Origin of the sequence: Sanguibacter hominis ATCC BAA-789 (genome assembly GCF_012396185.1) — a bacterium.
GTDB classification, from domain to species: Bacteria; Actinomycetota; Actinomycetes; order Actinomycetales; family Cellulomonadaceae; genus Flavimobilis; species Flavimobilis hominis.
In genome coordinates this window covers 318,187-337,967 of the sequence record NZ_JAAXOW010000001.1, presented here as the reverse complement: position 1 = coordinate 337,967, position 19,781 = coordinate 318,187, and the positions used below count along the sequence as shown (strand labels likewise).

At 73.4% G+C, this 19,781-nt stretch carries 17 protein-coding genes; 6 read left to right on the top strand and 11 right to left on the bottom strand.

The window, feature by feature from the left end; all coding sequences use genetic code 11:
- Positions 1-25: 25 nt before the first annotated feature.
- The 5 genes from HF995_RS01615 (at position 26) to HF995_RS14005 (ending at position 4,083) form a co-directional block, all read left to right on the top strand.
- Positions 26-994 carry a hypothetical protein gene (locus HF995_RS01615; protein ID WP_168446073.1) on the top strand — a complete coding sequence of 323 codons (969 nt, stop codon included), beginning with the start codon at positions 26-28 and terminating at the stop codon, positions 992-994.
- 83 nt (positions 995-1,077) lie between these two features.
- Entirely contained in the window at positions 1,078-1,329 is a 252-nt protein-coding gene (locus tag HF995_RS01610) for a hypothetical protein (RefSeq protein ID WP_210727053.1), read from the top strand.
- A gap of 97 nt (positions 1,330-1,426) precedes the next feature.
- Entirely contained in the window at positions 1,427-2,566 is a 1,140-nt protein-coding gene (locus HF995_RS01605) for an adenosine deaminase (RefSeq protein WP_168446072.1), read from the top strand.
- Positions 2,563-3,267: a deoxyribose-phosphate aldolase gene (deoC, locus tag HF995_RS01600; protein WP_168446071.1), complete on the top strand. Its 705-nt coding sequence runs from the start codon at positions 2,563-2,565 to the stop codon at positions 3,265-3,267. The genes HF995_RS01605 and deoC overlap by 4 nt, the downstream gene beginning before the upstream one ends.
- 51 nt (positions 3,268-3,318) lie before the next feature.
- Positions 3,319-4,083: a siderophore-interacting protein gene (locus HF995_RS14005; protein WP_350308690.1), complete on the top strand. Its 765-nt coding sequence runs from the start codon at positions 3,319-3,321 to the stop codon at positions 4,081-4,083.
- A gap of 127 nt (positions 4,084-4,210) precedes the next feature.
- Here the strand turns inward: HF995_RS14005 and HF995_RS01590 are convergent, their stop codons facing one another.
- Together HF995_RS01590 and HF995_RS01585 are read right to left on the bottom strand one after the other, a co-directional pair.
- On the bottom strand, positions 4,211-6,049 hold the full coding sequence (locus HF995_RS01590; RefSeq protein ID WP_168446070.1) for a phospho-sugar mutase: 1,839 nt from the start codon (positions 6,047-6,049) through the stop codon (positions 4,211-4,213).
- Positions 6,050-6,052: 3 nt separating this feature from the next.
- Complete coding sequence (locus HF995_RS01585; protein WP_168446069.1) at positions 6,053-6,874, bottom strand: purine-nucleoside phosphorylase; 822 nt, start codon at positions 6,872-6,874, stop codon at positions 6,053-6,055.
- A 79-nt stretch (positions 6,875-6,953) separates the two neighbouring features.
- Here HF995_RS01585 and HF995_RS01580 point away from each other — a divergent pair, with 79 nt between their 5' ends.
- Positions 6,954-8,414 carry an NAD(P)H-quinone dehydrogenase gene (locus HF995_RS01580; RefSeq protein WP_168446068.1) on the top strand — a complete coding sequence of 487 codons (1,461 nt, stop codon included), beginning with the start codon at positions 6,954-6,956 and terminating at the stop codon, positions 8,412-8,414.
- A 62-nt stretch (positions 8,415-8,476) separates the two neighbouring features.
- On the opposite strand, the gene HF995_RS01575 is transcribed toward HF995_RS01580, so the two are convergent.
- The 9 genes from HF995_RS01575 to HF995_RS01535 all read right to left on the bottom strand — a co-directional run bounded on the left by HF995_RS01575 (position 8,477) and on the right by HF995_RS01535 (position 19,735).
- Positions 8,477-9,151: an HAD hydrolase-like protein gene (locus HF995_RS01575; RefSeq protein WP_168446067.1), complete on the bottom strand. Its 675-nt coding sequence runs from the start codon at positions 9,149-9,151 to the stop codon at positions 8,477-8,479.
- A gap of 90 nt (positions 9,152-9,241) precedes the next feature.
- A complete protein-coding gene (locus HF995_RS01570; RefSeq protein WP_168446066.1) occupies positions 9,242-9,745 on the bottom strand; it encodes a hypothetical protein in 504 nt (167 codons plus the stop codon).
- A gap of 4 nt (positions 9,746-9,749) precedes the next feature.
- Positions 9,750-11,732: an endonuclease/exonuclease/phosphatase family protein gene (locus HF995_RS01565; protein ID WP_168446065.1), complete on the bottom strand. Its 1,983-nt coding sequence runs from the start codon at positions 11,730-11,732 to the stop codon at positions 9,750-9,752.
- A gap of 68 nt (positions 11,733-11,800) precedes the next feature.
- Positions 11,801-13,144: an iron uptake transporter deferrochelatase/peroxidase subunit gene (gene efeB / locus HF995_RS01560; RefSeq protein ID WP_168446064.1), complete on the bottom strand. Its 1,344-nt coding sequence runs from the start codon at positions 13,142-13,144 to the stop codon at positions 11,801-11,803.
- A 25-nt stretch (positions 13,145-13,169) separates the two neighbouring features.
- Positions 13,170-14,396 carry an iron uptake system protein EfeO gene (efeO, locus tag HF995_RS01555; RefSeq protein WP_168446063.1) on the bottom strand — a complete coding sequence of 409 codons (1,227 nt, stop codon included), beginning with the start codon at positions 14,394-14,396 and terminating at the stop codon, positions 13,170-13,172.
- A gap of 149 nt (positions 14,397-14,545) precedes the next feature.
- Positions 14,546-15,400, bottom strand: coding sequence for an iron uptake transporter permease EfeU (efeU, locus tag HF995_RS01550; RefSeq protein ID WP_168446062.1), 855 nt, complete (start codon positions 15,398-15,400; stop codon positions 14,546-14,548).
- A 177-nt stretch (positions 15,401-15,577) separates the two neighbouring features.
- The gene (locus HF995_RS01545; RefSeq protein ID WP_168446061.1) at positions 15,578-16,078 is read right to left on the bottom strand and encodes an NUDIX domain-containing protein; all 501 of its coding nucleotides are present in this window, start codon (positions 16,076-16,078) and stop codon (positions 15,578-15,580) included.
- A gap of 103 nt (positions 16,079-16,181) precedes the next feature.
- Positions 16,182-17,864 (bottom strand): glucose-6-phosphate isomerase, encoded by a 1,683-nt coding sequence (gene pgi / locus HF995_RS01540; protein WP_168446060.1) that lies wholly within the window; start codon positions 17,862-17,864, stop codon positions 16,182-16,184.
- 98 nt (positions 17,865-17,962) lie between these two features.
- Positions 17,963-19,735 (bottom strand): acetyl/propionyl/methylcrotonyl-CoA carboxylase subunit alpha, encoded by a 1,773-nt coding sequence (locus HF995_RS01535; protein WP_168446059.1) that lies wholly within the window; start codon positions 19,733-19,735, stop codon positions 17,963-17,965.
- Positions 19,736-19,781 lie beyond the last annotated feature (46 nt).

Sequence of the window (19,781 nt, the reverse complement as noted above, 5' to 3'; positions counted from 1 at the left end):
CCAGGTCCCGCAGGGAGGAGGGCAGGTGCTCGCAGACCTGTCGCTGTCCCGGGTCCTCGCGTCCGTCGGCGCGTGGCGGCTGCCGCCCGCGTCCGCCGCTGATCCAGAGGCCGTGCACGGCATGCCAGCCAAACCTGTCGGCCGGCCCGTCGCGGGCCCCACGACCGTGAGCGCCCCCGCCCGGACCGCACGCCCCGACGGCGACCTCACCGACGCGCTGCCCGACGCCGTCGCCCTACGTGCCCGGCGCCGGGGGTACCCGCAGGAGACCGTCACGGCTCTCGAGGCGTCATGGTCGGCCCTCGGAGCCGCCCGGCGCGCGATCGCCGCCCCCCTCAGCCCGACGACCGCGAGCGGCCTCGGCCCGCTCCGCTGGGCGGGGGAGCCCGCCCGGCAGCACGACCCGACGACGTGCGGCTCGACCGTCCTCGCCCAGCTCGCCGCCGCGGGCGACCCGGTCCTCGCGCTCTGGCTCGAGACCGGCAGCCGCATCGGCCCCGTCCAGCCGCCCGAGCTCGTCGCCGCAGCGCGCGCCCGCCAGCCCGGCGACACGCGATTCATCGCGCTGCAGCGCGCGCTCAAGCGCCGCACCGCGCAGGACGCCCTCCTCGGCATGCGCTGGCCCGACCGCTTCGGCACACCACCGTGGGGAGCAGCCCGCGCGGCCCGGTACGCAGACGTCACCTACCGCCACGCCGTCGTCGACGCCGCGTCCCCGGCGAGGCTCGCCCGCGCCGTCGCCGCGGTCGACGCTGCCCTGCGTACGGGCGTGCCCGTGCCGCTCTTCACCGGCGGCACCCTCCGCACCGGCCTCGCGACCGCCGTCCCGCGCCACGTCGTCCTCGTCACCCGTGCGACGGCGTCGGGCTGGCACGTGTTCGAGCCGTCGCGCGGCGAGGTGCTAGAGCTGCGCCGCGACGAGCTCGCTGCCCCCGGCCGCAGGCCCGCCCTCGGCGGCTGGTCCGTCCCGGCATGGGTGCTCCTGCCTCGCTGACCTCGCGTGACGCGGCACTGGCGGGTCCCCGCGGCGCGGGGCACGATGGGAGGGCACCGTTACCGAAGGAGAGGAGCAGGGCGATGAGCACGCTTCCTGGCGAGGACGCCTGGCGGGACACGGGGCTGGACGGGCATGAACCGGGCGAGGTCGTCGATCTCTTGCGCGCCGGGGACACCCCGGAGGCCGAGGGGGAGGACTACCGTCCGGGCATCCCGAGAGCCGACGTCGAGGGCGCGGCGTCCGAGGCTGACGTCGCCGACCAGGCGATCGTCGTCGACCTGGGCGACGGCCTCCCCGACGGTGGCGAGGAGGGCGCCGAGGACGCGCTCTAGCGCGCCCGCGTCCGCCCCGCGCGAAGGGTTCGCAATCACCCGTGACGCGCCCACGGAAGCGCGCAGATCCGGGGCTGCGGACGGCTATCCTTCACGCATGACAACGCCTCCCGTGCCCACCGTCGACGAGATCCGCCTGCTGCCGAAGGTCGTCCTGCACGACCACCTCGACGGCGGCCTGCGACCGCAGACGATCCTCGAGCTCGCCGAGCCGATCGGCCACCAGCTTCCTGCGAACGACGCCGACGCCCTCGGCACGTGGTTCGTCGACGCAGCCGACTCGGGCTCCCTCGTGAAGTACCTCGAGACCTTCGACCACACGATCGCGGTCATGCAGACGGCCGACGCCCTCGAGCGCGTCGCGCGCGAGGCCGTGCTCGACCTCGCCGCCGACGGCGTCGTCTACGCCGAGCAGCGGTGGGCGCCGGAGCAGCACCTCCGCGGCGGCCTCAGCCTCCAGGAGACCGTCGAGGCCGTGGGCCGGGGCCTCGCCCAGGGTGAGCAGATGGTCCGCGACGCGGGCGGCGCGATCGTGGCGCGGCAGCTCGTGACCGCCATGCGCCACGCCGACCGCTCCCAGGAGATCGCGGCGCTCACGCTCGCGAACAAGGGCAAGCACGGCGTCGTCGGCTTCGACATCGCGGGTGCGGAGAAGGGCTTCCTGCCGTCGCTCCACAGCGCCGCGTTCGACATGCTCAACAAGAACCTCGTGCCCGCCACCGTGCACGCGGGCGAGGCAGACGGCGTCGCGTCGATCGAGGACGCGATCACGGCCGGCCACGCGGTGCGCCTCGGCCACGGTGCGCGCATCGTCGAGGACATCCAGGGCACCGCGGAGGCCATGCGCAAGCGCGGCAAGGCCGACCTGAGCGAGCTCGTCGTCGGCCCCGTCGCCGCGTGGGTCCGCGACCGCCGCATCGCCCTCGAGCTGTGCCCGTCGTCGAACGTCCAGACGGCGACCGCCCCGAGCGTGCGCGAGCACCCCATCTCCCTGCTCAAGAACCTCGGCTTCGCCGTCACGGTCAACACCGACAACCGCCTGATGTCGGGTACGTCGATGACCCGTGAGATGCACCTTCTCGCGACCGAGGCCGACTGGATCCTCGACGACTTCCTTGCCGTAACGTTGACGGCGGCGTGGAACGCCTTCATCGGCTTCGACGAGCGCCAGGAGCTCGTCGAGAAGCTCGTTCTTCCGCGCGCCACCGTCGTCCGTGAGGAGCGCAAGTCCCTATGAGCACCACCACCCCTGCCGAGGTCGCCGCGATCGTCGACCACACCCTGCTCAAGCCGGAGGCCACCGCGGCCGACGTCGCTGCTCTCGTCGACGAGGGCGTGCGCCTGGGCGTGTTCTCCGTGTGCGTCTCGCCGTCCATGCTTCCCCTCGACGCCAAGGGCCTCAAGGTCGCGACCGTGTGCGGCTTCCCCTCGGGCAAGCACCACAGCGAGGTCAAGGCTGCCGAGGCGGCCCGCTCGATCGCGGACGGTGCCGACGAGGTCGACATGGTCATCGACGTCGGCGTCGCCAAGACGGGCGACTTCGCCGCGGTCCAGGCCGACATCGCCGCCGTGCGTGCCGCGGTCCCCGCGGACAAGATCCTCAAGGTCATCATCGAGTCGGCGGCGCTCTCCGACGAGGAGATCGTCGGCACGTGCCGCGCAGCGGAGGCCGCGGGCGCGGACTTCGTCAAGACGTCGACGGGCTTCCACCCTGCGGGTGGTGCGTCGGTCCACGCCGTCAGGCTCATGGCGGAGACGGTCGGTGGACGCCTCGGCGTCAAGGCTTCCGGCGCGATCCGTGACGGCGCGACGGCGCTCGCCATGATCGGGGCCGGCGCGACCCGCCTCGGCCTCTCCGGCACCGCTGCCGTGCTCGACGGCATCGCGGCGGGCCAGTCCGCCGCCGACGCTGCTGGCGACGGCTCCGGCGGTTACTGAGTGACGGCTGCCGCACCCACCCGGGTGCGTGCCGAGCACGAGGCGGCCGTGGTGTCCTCGACACGAGTGACACCGCAGCTCGTCCGTCTCGTGCTCGGCGGGAGCGGCCTCGTCGACTTCGTCGACCTGCCGTGGGTCGACCACTACGTCAAGGTCGAGGTGCCCGACGGCGGGCACACGCCCGCTGACGTGCCCGCGCCTGCTGGCGTTCGTGGTGCGGCGCGCTCGTACACGGTGCGCCGCTGGGACCCGGACCGGCACGAGGTGACGCTCGACGTCGTCGTGCACGGAGACGACGGGCTCGTGGGGCCGTGGGCGCGCGATGCACGTCCTGGCGACCCGGTCGTCCTGCGCGGGCAGGGCGGCGAGTTCCTGCCTGACCCTGCGTGCGACGCGACCGTGCTCGTCGGCGACGAGTCGGCGCTGCCCGCGATCGCGGTCGCCCTCGAGCGCCTGCCCGCCGGGGTGCGGGCCTTCGCGTTCGTCGAGGTGGCTGACACGCTCGAGCGTCAGGACCTTCCGGTGCCCGACGGCGCGCAGCTCACGTGGGTCGTGCGCGGCGAGTCGTTCGGCGCAGCTCTCATCGACACGGTGCGCCGCGCGCCGCTGCCGTCCGGGCGCCTGCAGGCGTTCGTGCACGGAGAGGCGGGCATGGTGCGCGAGCTGCGCCGTCACCTGCGCTCGGAGCGTGGGGTCGCGCGCGAGGACCTGTCGGCGTCGGGCTACTGGCGCCTCGGGAGCGCCGACGAGGCGTGGCGCGCGGAGAAGGCCGACTGGAAGGCCGCGGTCGAGCAGGACGACGCCGCGCTCACCTGAGGTCTCGGGCGCTCCGCGCCCGCACCCGCCGCGCCCGCGCCCTCCTTCCACAACGACGGATCGCCCGTAGGCACACGTGACGTGTGCCTACGGGCGATCTGTCTAGGGGAGGGGGCGACGAGCCGGCTCAGAGGCCGAGCGCCGTACGCATCTCCGCCTTGATGGACTCGAGGTGCTCGCGCGCTTCGGCGCGAGCGCGCGTGATCATGTCGAACGACGCGTCCATCTCGACGGGGAACACGACCTCGAGGTAGCACTTGACCTTCGGCTCGGTGCCGGACGGACGCACGATGACGCGCGAGCCGTCCTGCATGAGCAGGCGCAGGCCCTCGGTCGGAGGCAGCCCGTCGACACCGTCGGCGAGGTCGTCGACGCTCAGGACGGGCGACCCCACGAGGGTCTCCGGCGGGTTGGAACGCAGCCGCTCCATCGTCGCGGGGATCTGCGACAGGTCAGTGAACCTGGCCGAGAGCTGGTCCGTCAGGTGCAGGCCGTGCTGCCGCGCGAGGTCGTCGAGCAGGTCGACGAGCGTGCGGCCCTGCGCCTTGAGACCGTCAGCGATCTGCACGAGCATGAGCGCCGCGCTGATGCCGTCCTTGTCCCGCACCTGGGCGGGGTCGACGCAGTAGCCGAGCGCCTCTTCGTACCCGAACACGAGGCCCTTCGCGCGGGAGATCCACTTGAAGCCCGTGAGCGTCGCCGAGTACTCGAGGTGGTGGTGCGCGGCGATGCGGCCCAGCAGCCGCGACGACACGATCGAGTTCGCGAGGCGCAGCGTCCCGGGAGCGATGCGCTGACGCGCCGCACGTTCCGCGACGGTGTACCCGAGCAGGGCGCCGACCTCGTCGCCGTGCAGCATGCGCCAGCCGTCGCGCGCCGGGGTGTCCCCGTCGGCCTCGCGCTCCCAGCGCGGGTCGTAGACCGCTGCGGCGCAACGGTCGGCGTCCGGGTCGTTCGCGATGACGAGGTCCGCGCCGACGCGGCGTGCGTGCGCGAGAGACAGGTCGATCGCGCCGGGCTCCTCGGGGTTCGGGAAGTCGACGGTCGGGAAGTCCGGGTCAGGCTCGACCTGCTCGGGGACCGCGTGCACGTCCGTGTACCCGGCCGCGGCGAGGACCGCCTCGGCGGTCTTCGCGCCGACGCCGTGCATGGGCGTGTAGACGACGCGCAGGTCGCGCGGCGCCTCCGGGCCGACGGGCAGTGCGTTGCTCGACACGGTCGCACGGTACGTCTCGGCGACGTCGTCGCTGACGGTCTGCCAGCCCGAGTGGGCGCGGGCGACCGACGCGACCGACGGCACGGCCGAGATCTTCGCGGCGATGAGCCCGTCGTACGGCGGGACGATCTGCGCGCCCTGCCCCTCGTCCGTGACGAGCGTGCCACCGAGGTAGACCTTGTAACCGTTGTCCTGCGGCGGGTTGTGGCTCGCCGTGACGACGACACCCGCGTCCACGCCGAGGTGGCGCACCGCGAACGCGACGACCGGCGTCGGGCAGTGACCCGGGAACAGGTGCGCGTCGACGCCGGCGGCCGTCATGACGGCGGCCGTGTCCTGGGCGAACGTCGCGGAGTTGTAGCGGGCGTCGTAGCCGATGACGATCGACGGCCGACCGCCGTCGCCGACGGCGGCGCGCGCCTCGAGGAGGTACGCGGCGAGCCCGGCCGCCGCGCGGATGACGACCGCGCGGTTCATGCGGTTCGGGCCTGCCGCCATGCGGCCGCGCAGCCCGGCGGTGCCGAACTGCAGCAGCCCCGAGAACGCGTCCTGGATCTCCGTGACGGCCGCCGCCTGAGCGGCAGCCGGGTCGGCGAGCGGGCCGGTGCTCGGCTCACGGCCCGACGCGACGAACAGCAGGTCCTGCAGCTCGTTCTTCGTGGCCTCGTCCGGGTCGTCGACGATCCACGCCTCGACCTGGGCGCGCAGCTCGTCCGAGAGCTCGGGGACGAGCGAGTCCTGCGTGGACATGGGTCAGATCCTCTCGACGATCTTGGCGAGGAGCGCGCTGATGCGCGGCCCTGCAGCCTGGCCCGCCTCGATGACCTCACCGTGGGACAGCGGGACGGGGGAGATGCCCGCAGCCAGGTTGGTCACGAGCGAGATGCCGAGCACCTCGAGGCCGGCGTGACGTGCCGCGATCGCCTCGAGCGTCGTCGACATGCCGACGAGGTCGGCACCCATGCGGCCAGCCATCCGGACCTCGGCAGGGGTCTCGTAGTGCGGGCCGGGGAACTGCGCGTAGACGCCTTCCGGGAGGGAGGGGTCGACCTCACGGGCGAGGTCGCGCAGGCGGGACGAGTACAGGTCGGTCAGGTCGACGAACGTCGCGCCCTCGAGCGGCGACGTCGCGGTCAGGTTGATGTGGTCGCTGATCAGCACCGGCGAGCCGGGCGCCCAGTCGAGGTTGAGGCCTCCGCAGCCGTTCGTGAGGATCACGGACGTCGCGCCCGTCGCGGCCGCGGTGCGCACGCCGTGCACGACGCGACGCACGCCCTTGCCCTCGTACAGGTGGGTGCGCGAGCCGAGGACCAGCGCGTGCTTGTCGGTGCCGTTGATGCGGATCGATCGCGTCGTCGCGACGTGTCCGGCCACGGCAGGGGCGGAGAAGCCGGGGATCTCGTGGCTGGGGATCTCGGCGACCGTCTCGCCCAGGAGGTCGGCCGCGCCGCCCCAGCCGGAGCCGAGGACGAGGGCCACGTCGTGCTTCGCGACTCCGGTCGCCTCGGCGATGTGTGCGGCCGCCTCGCGGGCGACGTCGAAGGGGTTGGTGCCAGGGGCGTCGAGTTCCGTCATGAGCGAAGTTTACCGAGAGCCTCGGCGGCTCCGGGGCGGTGGCCGCCCCTGATCGTGCGGTTGTCCGCATGGTGGCACGATGGGCACCGTGGAAACTCAGTCACGCGATCTCCAGGCCACCACGATCGTCATCGTCGGGGGTGGTCCGGGCGGGTACGAGGCCGCGCTCGTGGCCCGTCGGCTCGGCGCCGAGGTGGTCGTCGTCGAGCGTCGCGGGCTCGGCGGCGCGGCGGTCCTCACGGACGTCGTGCCGTCCAAGACGCTGATCGCGACCGCCGACTGGATGACGATCGCCGAGCGCGCCGCGGAGCTCGGCATCTCCCTGCCGACCGGCGACGTGCCGGGGACGAGCCACGGGGTCGCGCGTCCTGTCGTCGACCTCCGGGTGGTCAACGAGCGGGTGCGCTCGCTCGCCCAGGCGCAGTCGCAGGACATCCGCACGCGGCTCGAGCGCGAGGGCGTGCGCGTCCTCGACGGCACGGGACGCGTCGAGTCGGCGTCGCGCGTCGTCGTCGCGGGCTCGGACGGTGCGGAGACCGTCGTGGACTGCGACGCCGTCCTCGTCGCGACGGGCGCGACGCCCCGAGAGCTCGAGGCCGCGCGCCCCGACGGGCGCCGCATCCTCACCTGGACGCAGCTCTACGACCTCGACGTCCTGCCGGAGAAGCTCATCGTCGTCGGCTCGGGCGTCACGGGTGCCGAGTTCGCGGGCGCGTACAACGCGCTCGGCGTGCCCGTGGTCCTCGTCTCGAGCCGCGACCGCGTCCTGCCGAACGAGGACGCCGACGCGGCCGCCGTCATCGAGGAGGTGTTCCGCGACCGCGGGATGGAGCTCGTGCCGCGCTCGCGCGCGGTCGCGGCCCAGGTCGTGGGGGCGGGCGACGACGAGCACGTCGAGGTGACGCTCGCCGACGGTCGCGTCCTGACCGGGTCGCACGTGCTCATGGCGGTCGGCTCGATCCCGAACACCGCAGGCATGGGTCTCGAAGAGGCCGGTGTCGTGCTCTCCGAGTCGGGCCACGTCCAGGTCGACCGCGTCTCGCGCACGACGGTCCGCGGCATCTACGCGGCCGGCGACTGCACGGGCACGTTCCCCCTCGCGTCCGTCGCGGCTCAGCAGGGCCGCATCGCGATGTCGCACGTCCTCGGCGACACGGTCGTGCCGATCCGCCTGCGCACGGTCGCGGCCAACATCTTCACGACGCCCGAGATCGCGACGGTCGGATACTCCGAGGTCGCGCTCCAGGCGCAGAAGTCCAAGTACTCGGTGACGATGCTGCCGCTCGCCCGCAACGCGCGCGCCAAGATGCTCGGCATGCGCCACGGCTTCGTCAAGCTGTTCTTCCACCCGGACGCGGGCGTCGTGCTGGGCGGCGTCGTCGTCGCGCCGCGCGCGAGCGAGCTCATCTTCCCGATCACGCTCGCCGTCCAGCACCGCCTCACGGTCGACGACGTCGCGGAGGCGTTCACGATCTACCCGTCGCTGACGGGCTCGATCGGCGAGGTCGCCCGCATGGGCCACCACCGCCGGCTCGACTGACCGGCGCGCCGGGCTGAGCCGGGCCGCCGCGGCGCACGGGACGCCCCGGCGCCCGGCGAGGGTCAGCCGAGGAGCAGGTCCGCGAGCTCGTGCGGCGTCTCGACGACAGTGGACGCGCCGTGCGCGGCCAGCTCGCCCTCGTCGGCGTAGCCCCACGCGACGCCCACGCACGCGAGCCCGTTGAGACGCGCGCCGTCGACGTCATGCGACCGGTCGCCGACCATGACGATCCGCTCGAGCGGGGGCAGGCCACGCTCCGCGAACGTCGTCTCCTCGAGCTCGAGGAGCGCGTACGAGATGACGGCCGCCTTCGACGCACGCGAGTGCTCGTCGAGGGTCGCCCCGTACGTGCCCGCGAGGTACGGGTCGAGGCCGAACTCCGCGGTGAGCTCGCGTGCATAGACCTCGGGCTTCGACGTCGCGACGGCGAGCGTCGCGCCCGCCGCGACGAGCGCGGTGAGAGTCTCCTCGATGCCGTCGAACACACGGTTGTCGTGCATGCCGCGCGCCGCGAAGTCCGCCCGGTAGACGCGCATCGCCTCGGGCAGCGTCTCAGGCGTGAACCCGTGCGCGAGGAAGCTCTCCGTGATGGGAGGCCCGACGAAGCGGCGCAGGTCGTCGTCGGGCGGCGCGGGAACGCCCAGGGTCACGTACGTGTGCCGGATCGACGAGATGATCCCGGCCGCCGAGTCCATGAGGGTGCCGTCGAGGTCGAGGAGGATGAGGTCGTGTCGCACAACCCCATCGTCCCAGAGGTCGCGGCGGCGGGGCGCCGCCGTCCTGCGGGCGCCGGCGGTGCAGAAGACGGCGGTGCGGGCGATGACGGTTCAGGCGGGCAGCGTGAGGGCCACGGCGACCTGCGAGTCCGCGAGGGTCAGGCCGTCGACCACCGCGCCGCGCAGGAACGGCGGGAGCGGCGCCGCGTCGAGCGCGTCCTGGACCCGTACCGCGACCGTCAGCACGCCACCCGACTCGCCGACCGTCGTCAGGCCCGGCGGCAGGCCGCGGGCGGTGAGCGTCCGCGCCAGGGCGGCGTCGAGCGGTCCGGTGAAGAGCGCCGCGAGGCGGTGCGCGGGCACGGAGCGGGCGTGCGCCTCGACCGCGAGTTGCGCGACGCCGTCACGGTACCCCGCGAGAGCCACGTCCACGTGCACCGTCCCGACCGCCCGCGCAGCGAGCCGCGCCGCTCCCGTGAGGCCTGGCAGGTCGCGGACGTCGACCTCCGCCCGCAGGAGCGAGCCGACGAGCTCGGCGGACGTCACGAACGGCGGCAGCCCCTCGCCCCGGAGCGCGAGGTGCAGCAGCTCGTCGAGCGGTGCGGTGACCCACATGGTCTCAGTCCACCACGGGGTGCACGGTCGCGACGATCGGGAGGTGGTCCGAGCCGCCGTCGGGCAGCACCCGGACGTCCGAGAAGGTGACGCCCCGCCCGAACACCCAGTCGATGCGGACCTCGGGCGCGTGCGCGGGGAACGTCCGCCGGCCCGGGTCGCCAGCCGTGTCCTGACCCGAGACGTAGCCCGCCGCCTCGACATAGGCGATCTCCGGCCAGCCCGGCTCGGAGTTGAGGTCGCCCGCGATCACGGCCGCGGGGGAGGACGCGACGTCCGCAGACATGAGCACGTCGAGCTGCTGCAGCCGCGTCGGCGTGTTCTCCTCGCGGTGCTGCAGGTGCGCGCTCGTCACGACGAACGGCGTTCCCGCAGCGTTGCGCACCGTCGCGGTGATCGCGGAGCGCTGCTGCGGGCCGTCCCCGTACGGGAGGCGGGTGCGCACGACGTGCTGCGGCTCGCCGACCGACGGCGAGACGAGCAGGACGTTGACGAACTGACGGTCGGCCGCAGGGGCGGAGACGACGCGCATGCCGGTCGCGCGGGCGAGGTAGGTCGCCATGTCCGCACCGCCGCCCATGATCCAGCCGCGCGAGATCTCCTGGAGCGCGACGACCTGCGCGCCGGACGTGTTGATGACGTCGGCCATGCGACCGAGGTCGAGGCCGGGCTCTTGCGTCACGCCGTAGTGCAGGTTCCAGTCGAGCAGGGTCAGCGGCGCGTCCGGCTGGCCGCCCGCGACGCGCACCGTCTCCTCGACCTGCACGCGGTTGACGGCGGCTCCCACGAGGACGAGCGCGGCCGTGACAGCGAGGGCGGGGACGGCGGGCAGCCATGCCGCGCGTACGTCCGCGCGGGGCGCAGCCGCGTCGACGTCCGTCGGCGGCGTGCGGCGACGCAGACCACCGAGCGCGACCACGACCACCGCCGCGAGGATCACGAACGCGTTCGGGAAGCCGAGCGGCACGTCGTAGTCGACCTGGTAGACGAGCAGCGGGAGGATCACGCCGAGACCGACCGCGCTCGCGGTCCCGGCGAGGGTGACACCCGCGCTGCGGGGGCCACGGTCCTTCGCCGGCGCGTCCCACGCGGTCGCGAGCGACGTCGTGCTCACGGCCACGAGCAGGGCCACGACGACGCCGAGCCCCACCGCGAGGAGCGTGCCAGCATCCTCGCCCTCCGCGGTGATCGGGAACAGGACGAGAGCGGCCGCCGCGACGAGGACGACCGCCCGCAGCGCAGCGGGGAGCAGAGCCGACTGGCGCGGCAGCGACCAGAGCGTCAGGGCCGCGGCGAGGACCACGCCTGCGGCGAGCGCGCTCGCGGCGACGGTCAGCGAGAGCCCGAGCTGCGACGCCAGGTAGGCAGGGTTGAGGACGACCATGAGCGTGACGCCGAGGTACGGGCCCAGCACCCACACCCGGGCTGGGCGGGCGCCCGGGGTGTCAGCCGCGTCGTCGGCCCGGACGGCCCACGCGCACGCCGCCGCGGCGACGAGCGTCAGCGCCGTCGGCGCCCAGCCGCTCGCGCCGCTGCGCCAGATCGCGTCCCACGTGCCGAGCACGAGCGAGACGCCCGTCGCGAGCGCGCCGCCCGTCGTCACGGCGAGCGCCGCAGTCGCCGCGCCGAGCACGCGGACCGACCGCACCAGCACGACGACGAGCACACCGATCGCGAGGGCCGCCGCCGCGAGCGTCACCCAGTAGCGCGCGACGCCGTCGAGCACCTGGACGGCCGCCCGCGCGACCGCGAGCAGCGCGACACCCTGGACGACCGTGCGCCCGGTCACCGGCCGGCCCCGGACGAGGAGAGCGGCGACGAGGCCAGGGGCCACGTACGTCCCGAGCGCGGTGAGCGCGACGACGACGATGCCCGCGGTGAACGCACGGTCGAACATCGGACCGGTAGCGCGGACCAGCTCGACGGCGACCGCCGTGACGAGCACGAGCAGCGTGAAGGTGGCGGTGGCCTTGCGCGAGAAGGTCATGGGCGTGAGCGTACCGGCGGCCGTGCCGCCGGTCGGGACGGCACGGCCGTCGACCGTGCGGCCGGCGCTCAGGCGAAGAGCCGCTGCCCGACGAACGCGCCGTCGGTCGGGGACAGCCGCGCGCCGTCGGGCACACCGGGCGGGACGGCGAACAGCCCGGAGCCCGTGTGGCGGAGGTACTCGACGAGCAGGTCGTTCCGCGCCATCGCCGTCTGCATCGGCACGTACTGCGTCGCCGGGTCGCGGACGAACGCGACGAAGAACAGCCCGGCGTCGAGCCGTCCCAGGCCGTCGGAGCCGTCCGTGTAGTTGTACCCGCGACGCAGCATGCGCACGCCACCGTTGTTGCTCGGGTGGGCCATCGCGACGTGCGACGCCGGGTCGATGAGCGGCGCACCGCCCCGACCCGCGAGCGTGAAGTCGGGCTCCGAGTGCTCCTCGCCGCCCGAGAGCGGCGCCCCCGAGCCCTTCGTGCGCCCCACGAGCGTCTCCTGCTCGCGCAGCGGTGCCCGGTCCCACGTCTCGATCGTCATGCGGATGCGGCGAGCCACGAGGTAGGAGCCGCCCGCGAGCCACGCCGCCGCGGGGTCGTCCTCCGGGGAGACCCACACGTGCTTGGCGAGCTCGGACGTCTCCTCCGCCATGATGTTCGCGGTCCCGTCCTTGAAGCCGAACAGGTTGCGCGGCGTCGTCTGCGCGGTCGACGTCGAGGACGTGCGGCCGTACCCGAGCTGGCTCCACCGGATCGCTGCCGTGCCGAACGCGAGGCGCGACAGGTTGCGCACGGCGTGCACGGCGACCTGCGGGTCGTCGGCGCACGCCTGGATGCACAGGTCGCCGCCCGTGCGAGCGGGGTCGAGCGTGTCGCCGGGGAAGTGCGGCAGGTCCTCGAGGAGGGCTGGCCGCCGTGCGGCGAGACCGAAGCGGTCCCGGCCGTCGGCGTCGACGAACAGGGACGGGCCGAACCCGAACGTGATCGTCAGGCCCGCGGGCGGCAGGCCGTCCGCCTCGCCCGTGTCGTCCGGCGGCGCGTCGTACGGGCCCGACGACGGACCGAGGTCTCCGGCCGGGAGGCCCCGGACCATGCGGTCCGCGGCGTACGTCCAGCGACGCAGCAGGGTCTCGAGCGCCGTGCGGCTCGACGTCGTGACGTCGAACGCGGCGAAGTGCAGCCGGTCCTGCGCAGGCGTGACGATGCCCGCCTGGTGCGCCCCGGTGAACGCGTACGTCCGCCCGGCGGGCGCCGTCGTGCTGACGGCGCCACCCGTGCGCGTCCCCGCGACGGCGTACCCGCCCAGGCCGCCGAGGCCCACGGCGGCGAGCCCCGCCCCGGCCAGGCCGAGCAGGCCACGCCGGGACAGGGCCGACGGCGACTCGTCCGCCGAGGGCGTCGGGTCCTTCTCCGTGTTCATGGTCACCTCGGTGCTGCGCAGGGTGTCAGAGGACGACGGCAGCCGTCAGGCGCGACAGCGGCTCGCTCAGGGCGTCGACCGCGACGGACAGCTCCTTGACCTGAGTCTCGTCGAGGTCGGTGTACAGGACGAACCCGTCACCGTCACGGTGCTGGTCGAGCAGCCCCTGCAGCTCGGTGAAGCGCGCGTCCAGGTCCTCGGTCAGTGCAGCGTCCTTCGAGACGACGACGTCACGCAGACCGTCGTACGCGACGCGCGCACCGTCGACGTTCGCCTGGAAGTCCCACAGGTCGGTGTGCGACCAGATCTCCTCCTCGCCTGTGACCTTGCCGGTCGCGACCTCGTCGAGCAGACCCTTCGCGCCGTTGCCGATGGAGTCCGCCGTGATCTCGTCGGCGAACTCGGTCGAGTGGGTGCGGTCGAACAGCTCCTGCGTGTCGGCGAGGAGCTGGTCGGCATACTCTTTGCGCTGCGCGTCCGTGAGCGGGACGTACTCCTCGCCGCCGTTCGCGGCGGCGTCGGGCTGCCACAGGTCCTTCTCGAGGAGGTGCCAGCCGGTCCACTCCTCGCCCTCGGCGAGGTCGGCCTCGCGCAGGTCCATGCGCGGGTCGAGGTCGCCGAACGACTCGGCGACGGGCTCGATGCGCTCCCAGTGGACGCGCGTGGGGGCGTAGAGCTCGCGCGCCTCGTCGTCGTCGCCCGCCGTGTACGCCGTGACGAACGCTTCCGTACCGGTGAGCAGCTGCTCGGTCTGGTCCTTGATGTAGGCGACGTAGCCGGTCGTCGCGGCGGCGATCTGGTCGGCGAGCTCGCCCGTCGGCGCGATGTCGGCGCCGGAGTCCGTGACGGTGAACGGCGCGCGGATGCCGTCGCCGACCATGCCCGGCTTGCAGGCGGTGAAGTAGCTGCCGGGCTTCGCGACCGTGACGAGGTCGCGCGAGAGGCCCGGGCCGATGTTCTCGACCTCGGCGACGATGCGCAGCCCGTCGTCGGCGAGCAGGTAGAACTCGGTGACGTCCGCGCCGGTGTTGGTCACGGTGAAGACGAGGTTGCCCGACGGCGCGGTCGTCGCGGAGAGAGTGCACGCGTCTGCGGACGAGTCGACCGTGAGGGACGACGGCGCACCCGCGGTGCCGGTCGCGTCCGTGCTCGGTGCGTTGTCGACGCACGCGGAGAGGGGGGCGACGAGTGCGACTGCGGCGAGCGCGGGGAGCAGGCGGGCGGCGCGGCGGCGTCCGGTGCGGTGGGTCATGGCTGTCCTTCGGGTCGTGCCGGTCGGCGGGTGGCCGCGCGGGGCGTCAGGTGGGCAGTGGTGTGCTGAGGGTGGAGCGGGCGCGGCGGGTGGGGCGGCTCGGCTGCCGCGACCGCGCGCAGGTGGTGCGCCTCGGGTGCGCGTCTCGGTCAGTGTGCGGCGGCGGGGACGCCGACGGGCGCGGGGGCGCGTGCGGGCGTGGGCGTGAACCAGACGCTGCGGACGAAGAGCGTCATGATCGGGACGACGAACAGGACCCAGGCCGTGGCCTCGAGCCACGTCGTGACGGGGGAGAAGTTGAAGACGCCCTTGAGCAGGGTCGCGTACCAGGACGACGGCGGCACCTGGGCCGACACGTCGAACGCGACCGAGTGCAGCCCGGGCAGGAGGCGTGCCTCCTGCAGGTCGTGGACGCCGTAGGCGAGCACGCCGGCGGCGATGACGATGAGGAGGACGCCGGTCCACGCGAAGAACAGGCGCAGGTTGAGCCGGACGGCGCCGCGGTACACGGCCCAGCCGAGCGCGACCGCGACCGCGAGGCCGAGGACGGCGCCGACGAGCGGGTTCGTGCTCGCGCCCGTCGCCTTCGCGCCTGCCCACAGGAAGAGGGCGGTCTCGAGGCCTTCGCGCCCGACGGCGAGGAGCGCCATGACGACGACGGCACCCTTGCCGGCTGCGACGGCGTCGTCGAGGCGGTGGTGCAGGTTCGCCTTGAGGTGGCGAGCAGTCTTGCCCATCCAGAAGATCATCCAGGTGATGAGCCCGACTGCGACGATCGAGAGGGTCCCGCCGATCGCTTCCTGCGCCTCGAAGCTCAGGCCCTTCGGACCGAACGTGAGCGCGGCGCCGAAGCCGAGCGAGACGAGCGCTGCCACGCCGACACCGGTCCAGAGCGCGGGGAGGAGGTCTCGCCGGCCGGTCTTGACCAGGTAGGCGACGAGGATGCTGACGACGAGCGCAGCCTCGAGGCCTTCGCGCAGGCCGATCAGGAAGTTCGCGAGCACGGGAGCTGTCCTTCGGACGGGGGCAGGGATGCCGGCGCGCCTTCTAAGGGAAGCCTTACCGAACGATCGAGAGCGTACTCCTGTCAGGGCATTTAGCGCACGTCCTTGTTGCCTATTGGACACGACCGTGTCCTGCTGCGGCCGGGCCGCCCGGTCCGCCCGCGCGGTCGACGCCCGCTACCCGGCCTCGATCTCCGCCCGCAGCTGGGGCCACGCGTCGGCGAACGCGGGCAGGAGGGGGAGCGCGGTGACCTCGTCGACGGGCACCCAGCGCACCTCGAGGCTCTCGTCGTCGGCCTCGCGCACCGCGCCCGGCGCGCCCGGACGGAGCGTCGCGAGCACCGTCGTGTACGCCCACGTGCCGTGATCGAGGACATGGGTCGACCGGACGACGACGTCCGCGGGCTCGATCCCGGCCTCCTCCTGAGCCTCGCGCAGCGCGCCCTCGGTCGGCGTCTCGTCGGGAGCGATCGCGCCTCCGGGGATGCCCCACGTGCCGCCGTGGTGCGACCACACCGCGCGGTGCTGCAGGACGACCTCGACGCGCGGCGCGCCGCCGTCCGTCGCGACCGTGCGGGCGAGGAGGAGGCCGGCAGCCCCGTGCAAGCCCCAGTGCTCGCGCCCGCACGCGCAGTGGAGCCAGCCGTCGCCGGGGCGTCTGACGTGCCGAGCATCCATGGTCACGACGGTATCCCGCCCGTGACGCCCAGGCCCGCGCACCTCGCAGACGCAGGACGGCCGCCCCGCGGGTGCGGGGCGGCCGTCCTCGAGGCGTGTCGCGTCAGCGGGTGCGGTTCGCCAGGTAGTACTCGATCAGGCCGCGCGTCGACGGGTCCTGAGCAGCCAGCGCGTCAGAGTCGCCGCCGACCGCGGGAGCGATCTCCATCGCGAGCTTCTTGCCGAGCTCGACGCCCCACTGGTCGAACGAGTCGATGCCCCACACGATGCCCTGGACGAACGTGATGTGCTCGTACAGCGCGATGAGCTGGCCCAGGACCGACGGCGTGAGGGACGGCGCCATGATCGACGTCGTCGGACGGTTGCCCGAGAACACGCGCGCGGAGACGAGCTCCTCGGCGGTGCCCTCCGCGCGGACCTCGTCGGCCGTCTTGCCGAACGCGAGCGCCTTCGTCTGCGCGAAGAAGTTCGACAGGAACAGCTCGTGGACGTCCGCCTCGCCGTCACGCAGCGGGTGCGCGGGCGTGGCGACCGCGATGAAGTCGGCCGGGACCAGACGCGTGCCCTGGTGGATGAGCTGGTAGAACGCGTGCTGGCCGTTCGTGCCCGGCTCGCCCCAGAAGATCTCACCGGTCTGCGAGGTGACGGGCGAGCCGTCCCAGCGGACCGACTTGCCGTTCGACTCCATCGTCATCTGCTGCAGGTACGCCGCGAAGCGGTGCAGGTACTGCGCGTACGGCAGGACCGCGTGCGTGTGCGCGTCGAGGAAGTTGACGTACCAGACGTTGAGCAGGCCCATGAGCACGGGCACGTTCTGCTCGAACGGCGCGTTGCGGAAGTGCTCGTCCATCGTGTGGAAGCCCGCGAGGAAGTCACGGAAGCCGTCGGGGCCGACCGCGATCGCGAGGCTCGTGCCGATCGCCGAGGTGACGGAGTAGCGGCCGCCGACCCAGTCCCAGAACCCGAACGCGTTCTCGGGGTCGATGCCGAACGCCGCAACCTTGTCGAGCGCCGTGGACACGGCGACGAAGTGCTTCGCGACGGCGCCGTTGCGGCTCTCCTCCGAGGAGTCGACCGCGCCCGCAGCCGCGAGGGTCTCCCAGAGCCACTCGCGCGCAAGACGTGCGTTCGTGAGGGTCTCGAGCGTGCCGAACGTCTTGGACGCGACGATGAACAGGGTGGTCTCGGGGTCGAGGTCGCGGACGGTCTCGGCGACGTCGGACGGGTCGATGTTCGACACGAACCGCAGCTCGATGTCACCGGCGTAGGGCTTGAGCGCCTCGTACGCCATGACGGGGCCGAGGTCGGAGCCGCCGATGCCGATGTTGACGACCGTCTTGACGGCCTTGCCGGTCACGCCGGTCCACTCGCCCGAGCGGACCTTGTCCGCGAACGCGTAGACCTTCGCGAGGACGGCCTGGACGTCACCGTCCACGTCCTGCCCGTCGACGACGAGCGCGGGAGTCATGCCCATCGGGCGGCGCAGCGCGGTGTGCAGGACGGCGCGGTCCTCGGTGACGTTGATGTGCTCGCCGGTGAACATCGCCTCGGTGCGGCCGCGCAGGTCGACCTCGTCGGCGAGACGCACGAGGATCGCGAGGGTCTCGTCGGTGACGAGGTTCTTCGACAGGTCGACGTGCAGGTCGCCCGCGACGCGGGTCAGGCGCGTCGCGCGCTGCGGGTCGGACTCGAACCAGCCACGAAGGTCGCCACGGAACTCGTCGCGGTGCGCGGTGAGGTCGCGCCAGGCGGCCGTGGTGGTGGCGTCGATCGGTGAGGTGGGCACAGCTCTCCCTAGGGTCGTACGTGCAGACGGGTCAACGGTACGCCGCGCGGCGCACCGGCAGGCGGGACCTGTCGCCTACCGGACTCTGCGGGACCGCGTCAGGAGATCGAGCAGATCGCGGTGCCCGCGCTGACACCAGCGCCGACGGCGGTCGCGAGGCCCGTGATCGTCCCGGCGCGGTGCGCGACGAGCGGCTGCTCCATCTTCATCGCCTCGAGCACGACGACGAGGTCGCCCTGCTCGACCTGGTCGCCCTCGGCGACCGCGACCTTGACGATCGTGCCCTGCATGGGCGACGTGAGCGTGTCGCCCGAGGCCTGCGCCGTCGGACGCCCGGAGCTGCGGCGCGGACGCTGCGGGCGGCTCGAGCCGCCCCCGCGCTTCATGCTGAGCCCGGCCGGGATGACGACCTCGAGGCGCTTGCCACCGACCTCCACGACGACGCGCTCGGTCGCGGGCGCCTCGGGCGTCGTCTCCGTCTGTGCGGGGGCGGCGGGTGAGAGCGCGGCGAGCTCGTCGGTGAACTCTGTCTCGATCCACCGGGTGTGCACCGAGAACGGCTCGTCCCCCGCGGGGACGAACGCGTCGCAGTCCATGACGGCCCGGTGGAACGGCACGACGGTCGGGATGCCCTCGATGCGCAGCTCGCGCAGCGCACGACGGGCGCGCTGCGCCGCCTGGTGCCGGTCGGCGCCCGTGACGATGAGCTTGGCGATCATCGAGTCGAACGCGCCCGAGACGACGTCGCCCTGCGTGACGCCCGAGTCGACGCGGACGCCCGGGCCGGTCGGCAGGTCGAAGCGCGTGATCGTGCCGGGGGCGGGGAGGAAGCCTGCGGCAGGGTCCTCGCCGTTGAGACGGAACTCGAACGAGTGGCCGCGCGTCTCGACGGAGTCGTAGCCGAGCGGCTCGCCCGCGGCGACGCGGAGCTGCTCGCGCACGAGGTCGATGCCCGTGACCTCCTCGGTCACGGTGTGCTCGACCTGGAGGCGGGTGTTGACCTCGAGGAAGGACAGGGTGCCGTCGGTGCCGACGAGGAACTCGCAGGTGCCGGCGCCGACGTAGGCCGCCTCGCGGAGGATCGCCTGCGACGCCTCGACGAGCTGCCGCTCCTGGGCGGGCGTGAGGAACGGCGCGGGCGCCTCCTCGACGAGCTTCTGGTGGCGGCGCTGCAACGAGCAGTCGCGCGTCGAGACGACGACGACGGTCCCGTGCGCGTCGGCGAGGCACTGGGTCTCGACGTGGCGCGGCCGGTCGAGGTACCGCTCGACGAAGCACTCGCCGCGGCCGAACGCCGCGGTGGCCTCGCGGACGGCCGAGTCGTAGAGCTCGGCGATCTCCTCGTGCGTGCGCGCGACCTTGAGGCCGCGGCCGCCGCCGCCGAACGCCGCCTTGATCGCGATCGGGAGGCCGTGCGTGCGCGCGAACTCCTCGACCTCGGCGACGGACCCGACCGGGTCGGGCGTGCCGGGCACGAGCGGCGCGCCGGCGCGCTGCGCGATGTGGCGGGCGCTGACCTTGTCGCCGAGCGCCTCGATCGCGTCGGGGGAGGGGCCGACCCACACGAGCCCGGCGTCGATCACGGCGCGCGCGAACGCGGAGTTCTCGGCGAGGAACCCGTAGCCCGGGTGGACGGCGTCCGCGCCGCTGCGGCGTGCGACGTCGATCAGCTTCGGGATGTCGAGGTACGTCTCTTGCGCACGCGCGCCGCCGAGCGCGAAGGCCTCGTCCGCGAGACGGACGTGGAGGGCTTCACGGTCGGGGTCGGCGTAGACGGCGACGGAGGCGATCGAGGCGTCGGCGCATGCTCGGATGACGCGGACGGCGATCTCACCTCGGTTGGCGATCAGGACCTTGGTGATAGCGGGCACGGCTCACGGTAACGCGGATGAAGGTCCTAGTCGGCAGCGGCACGGC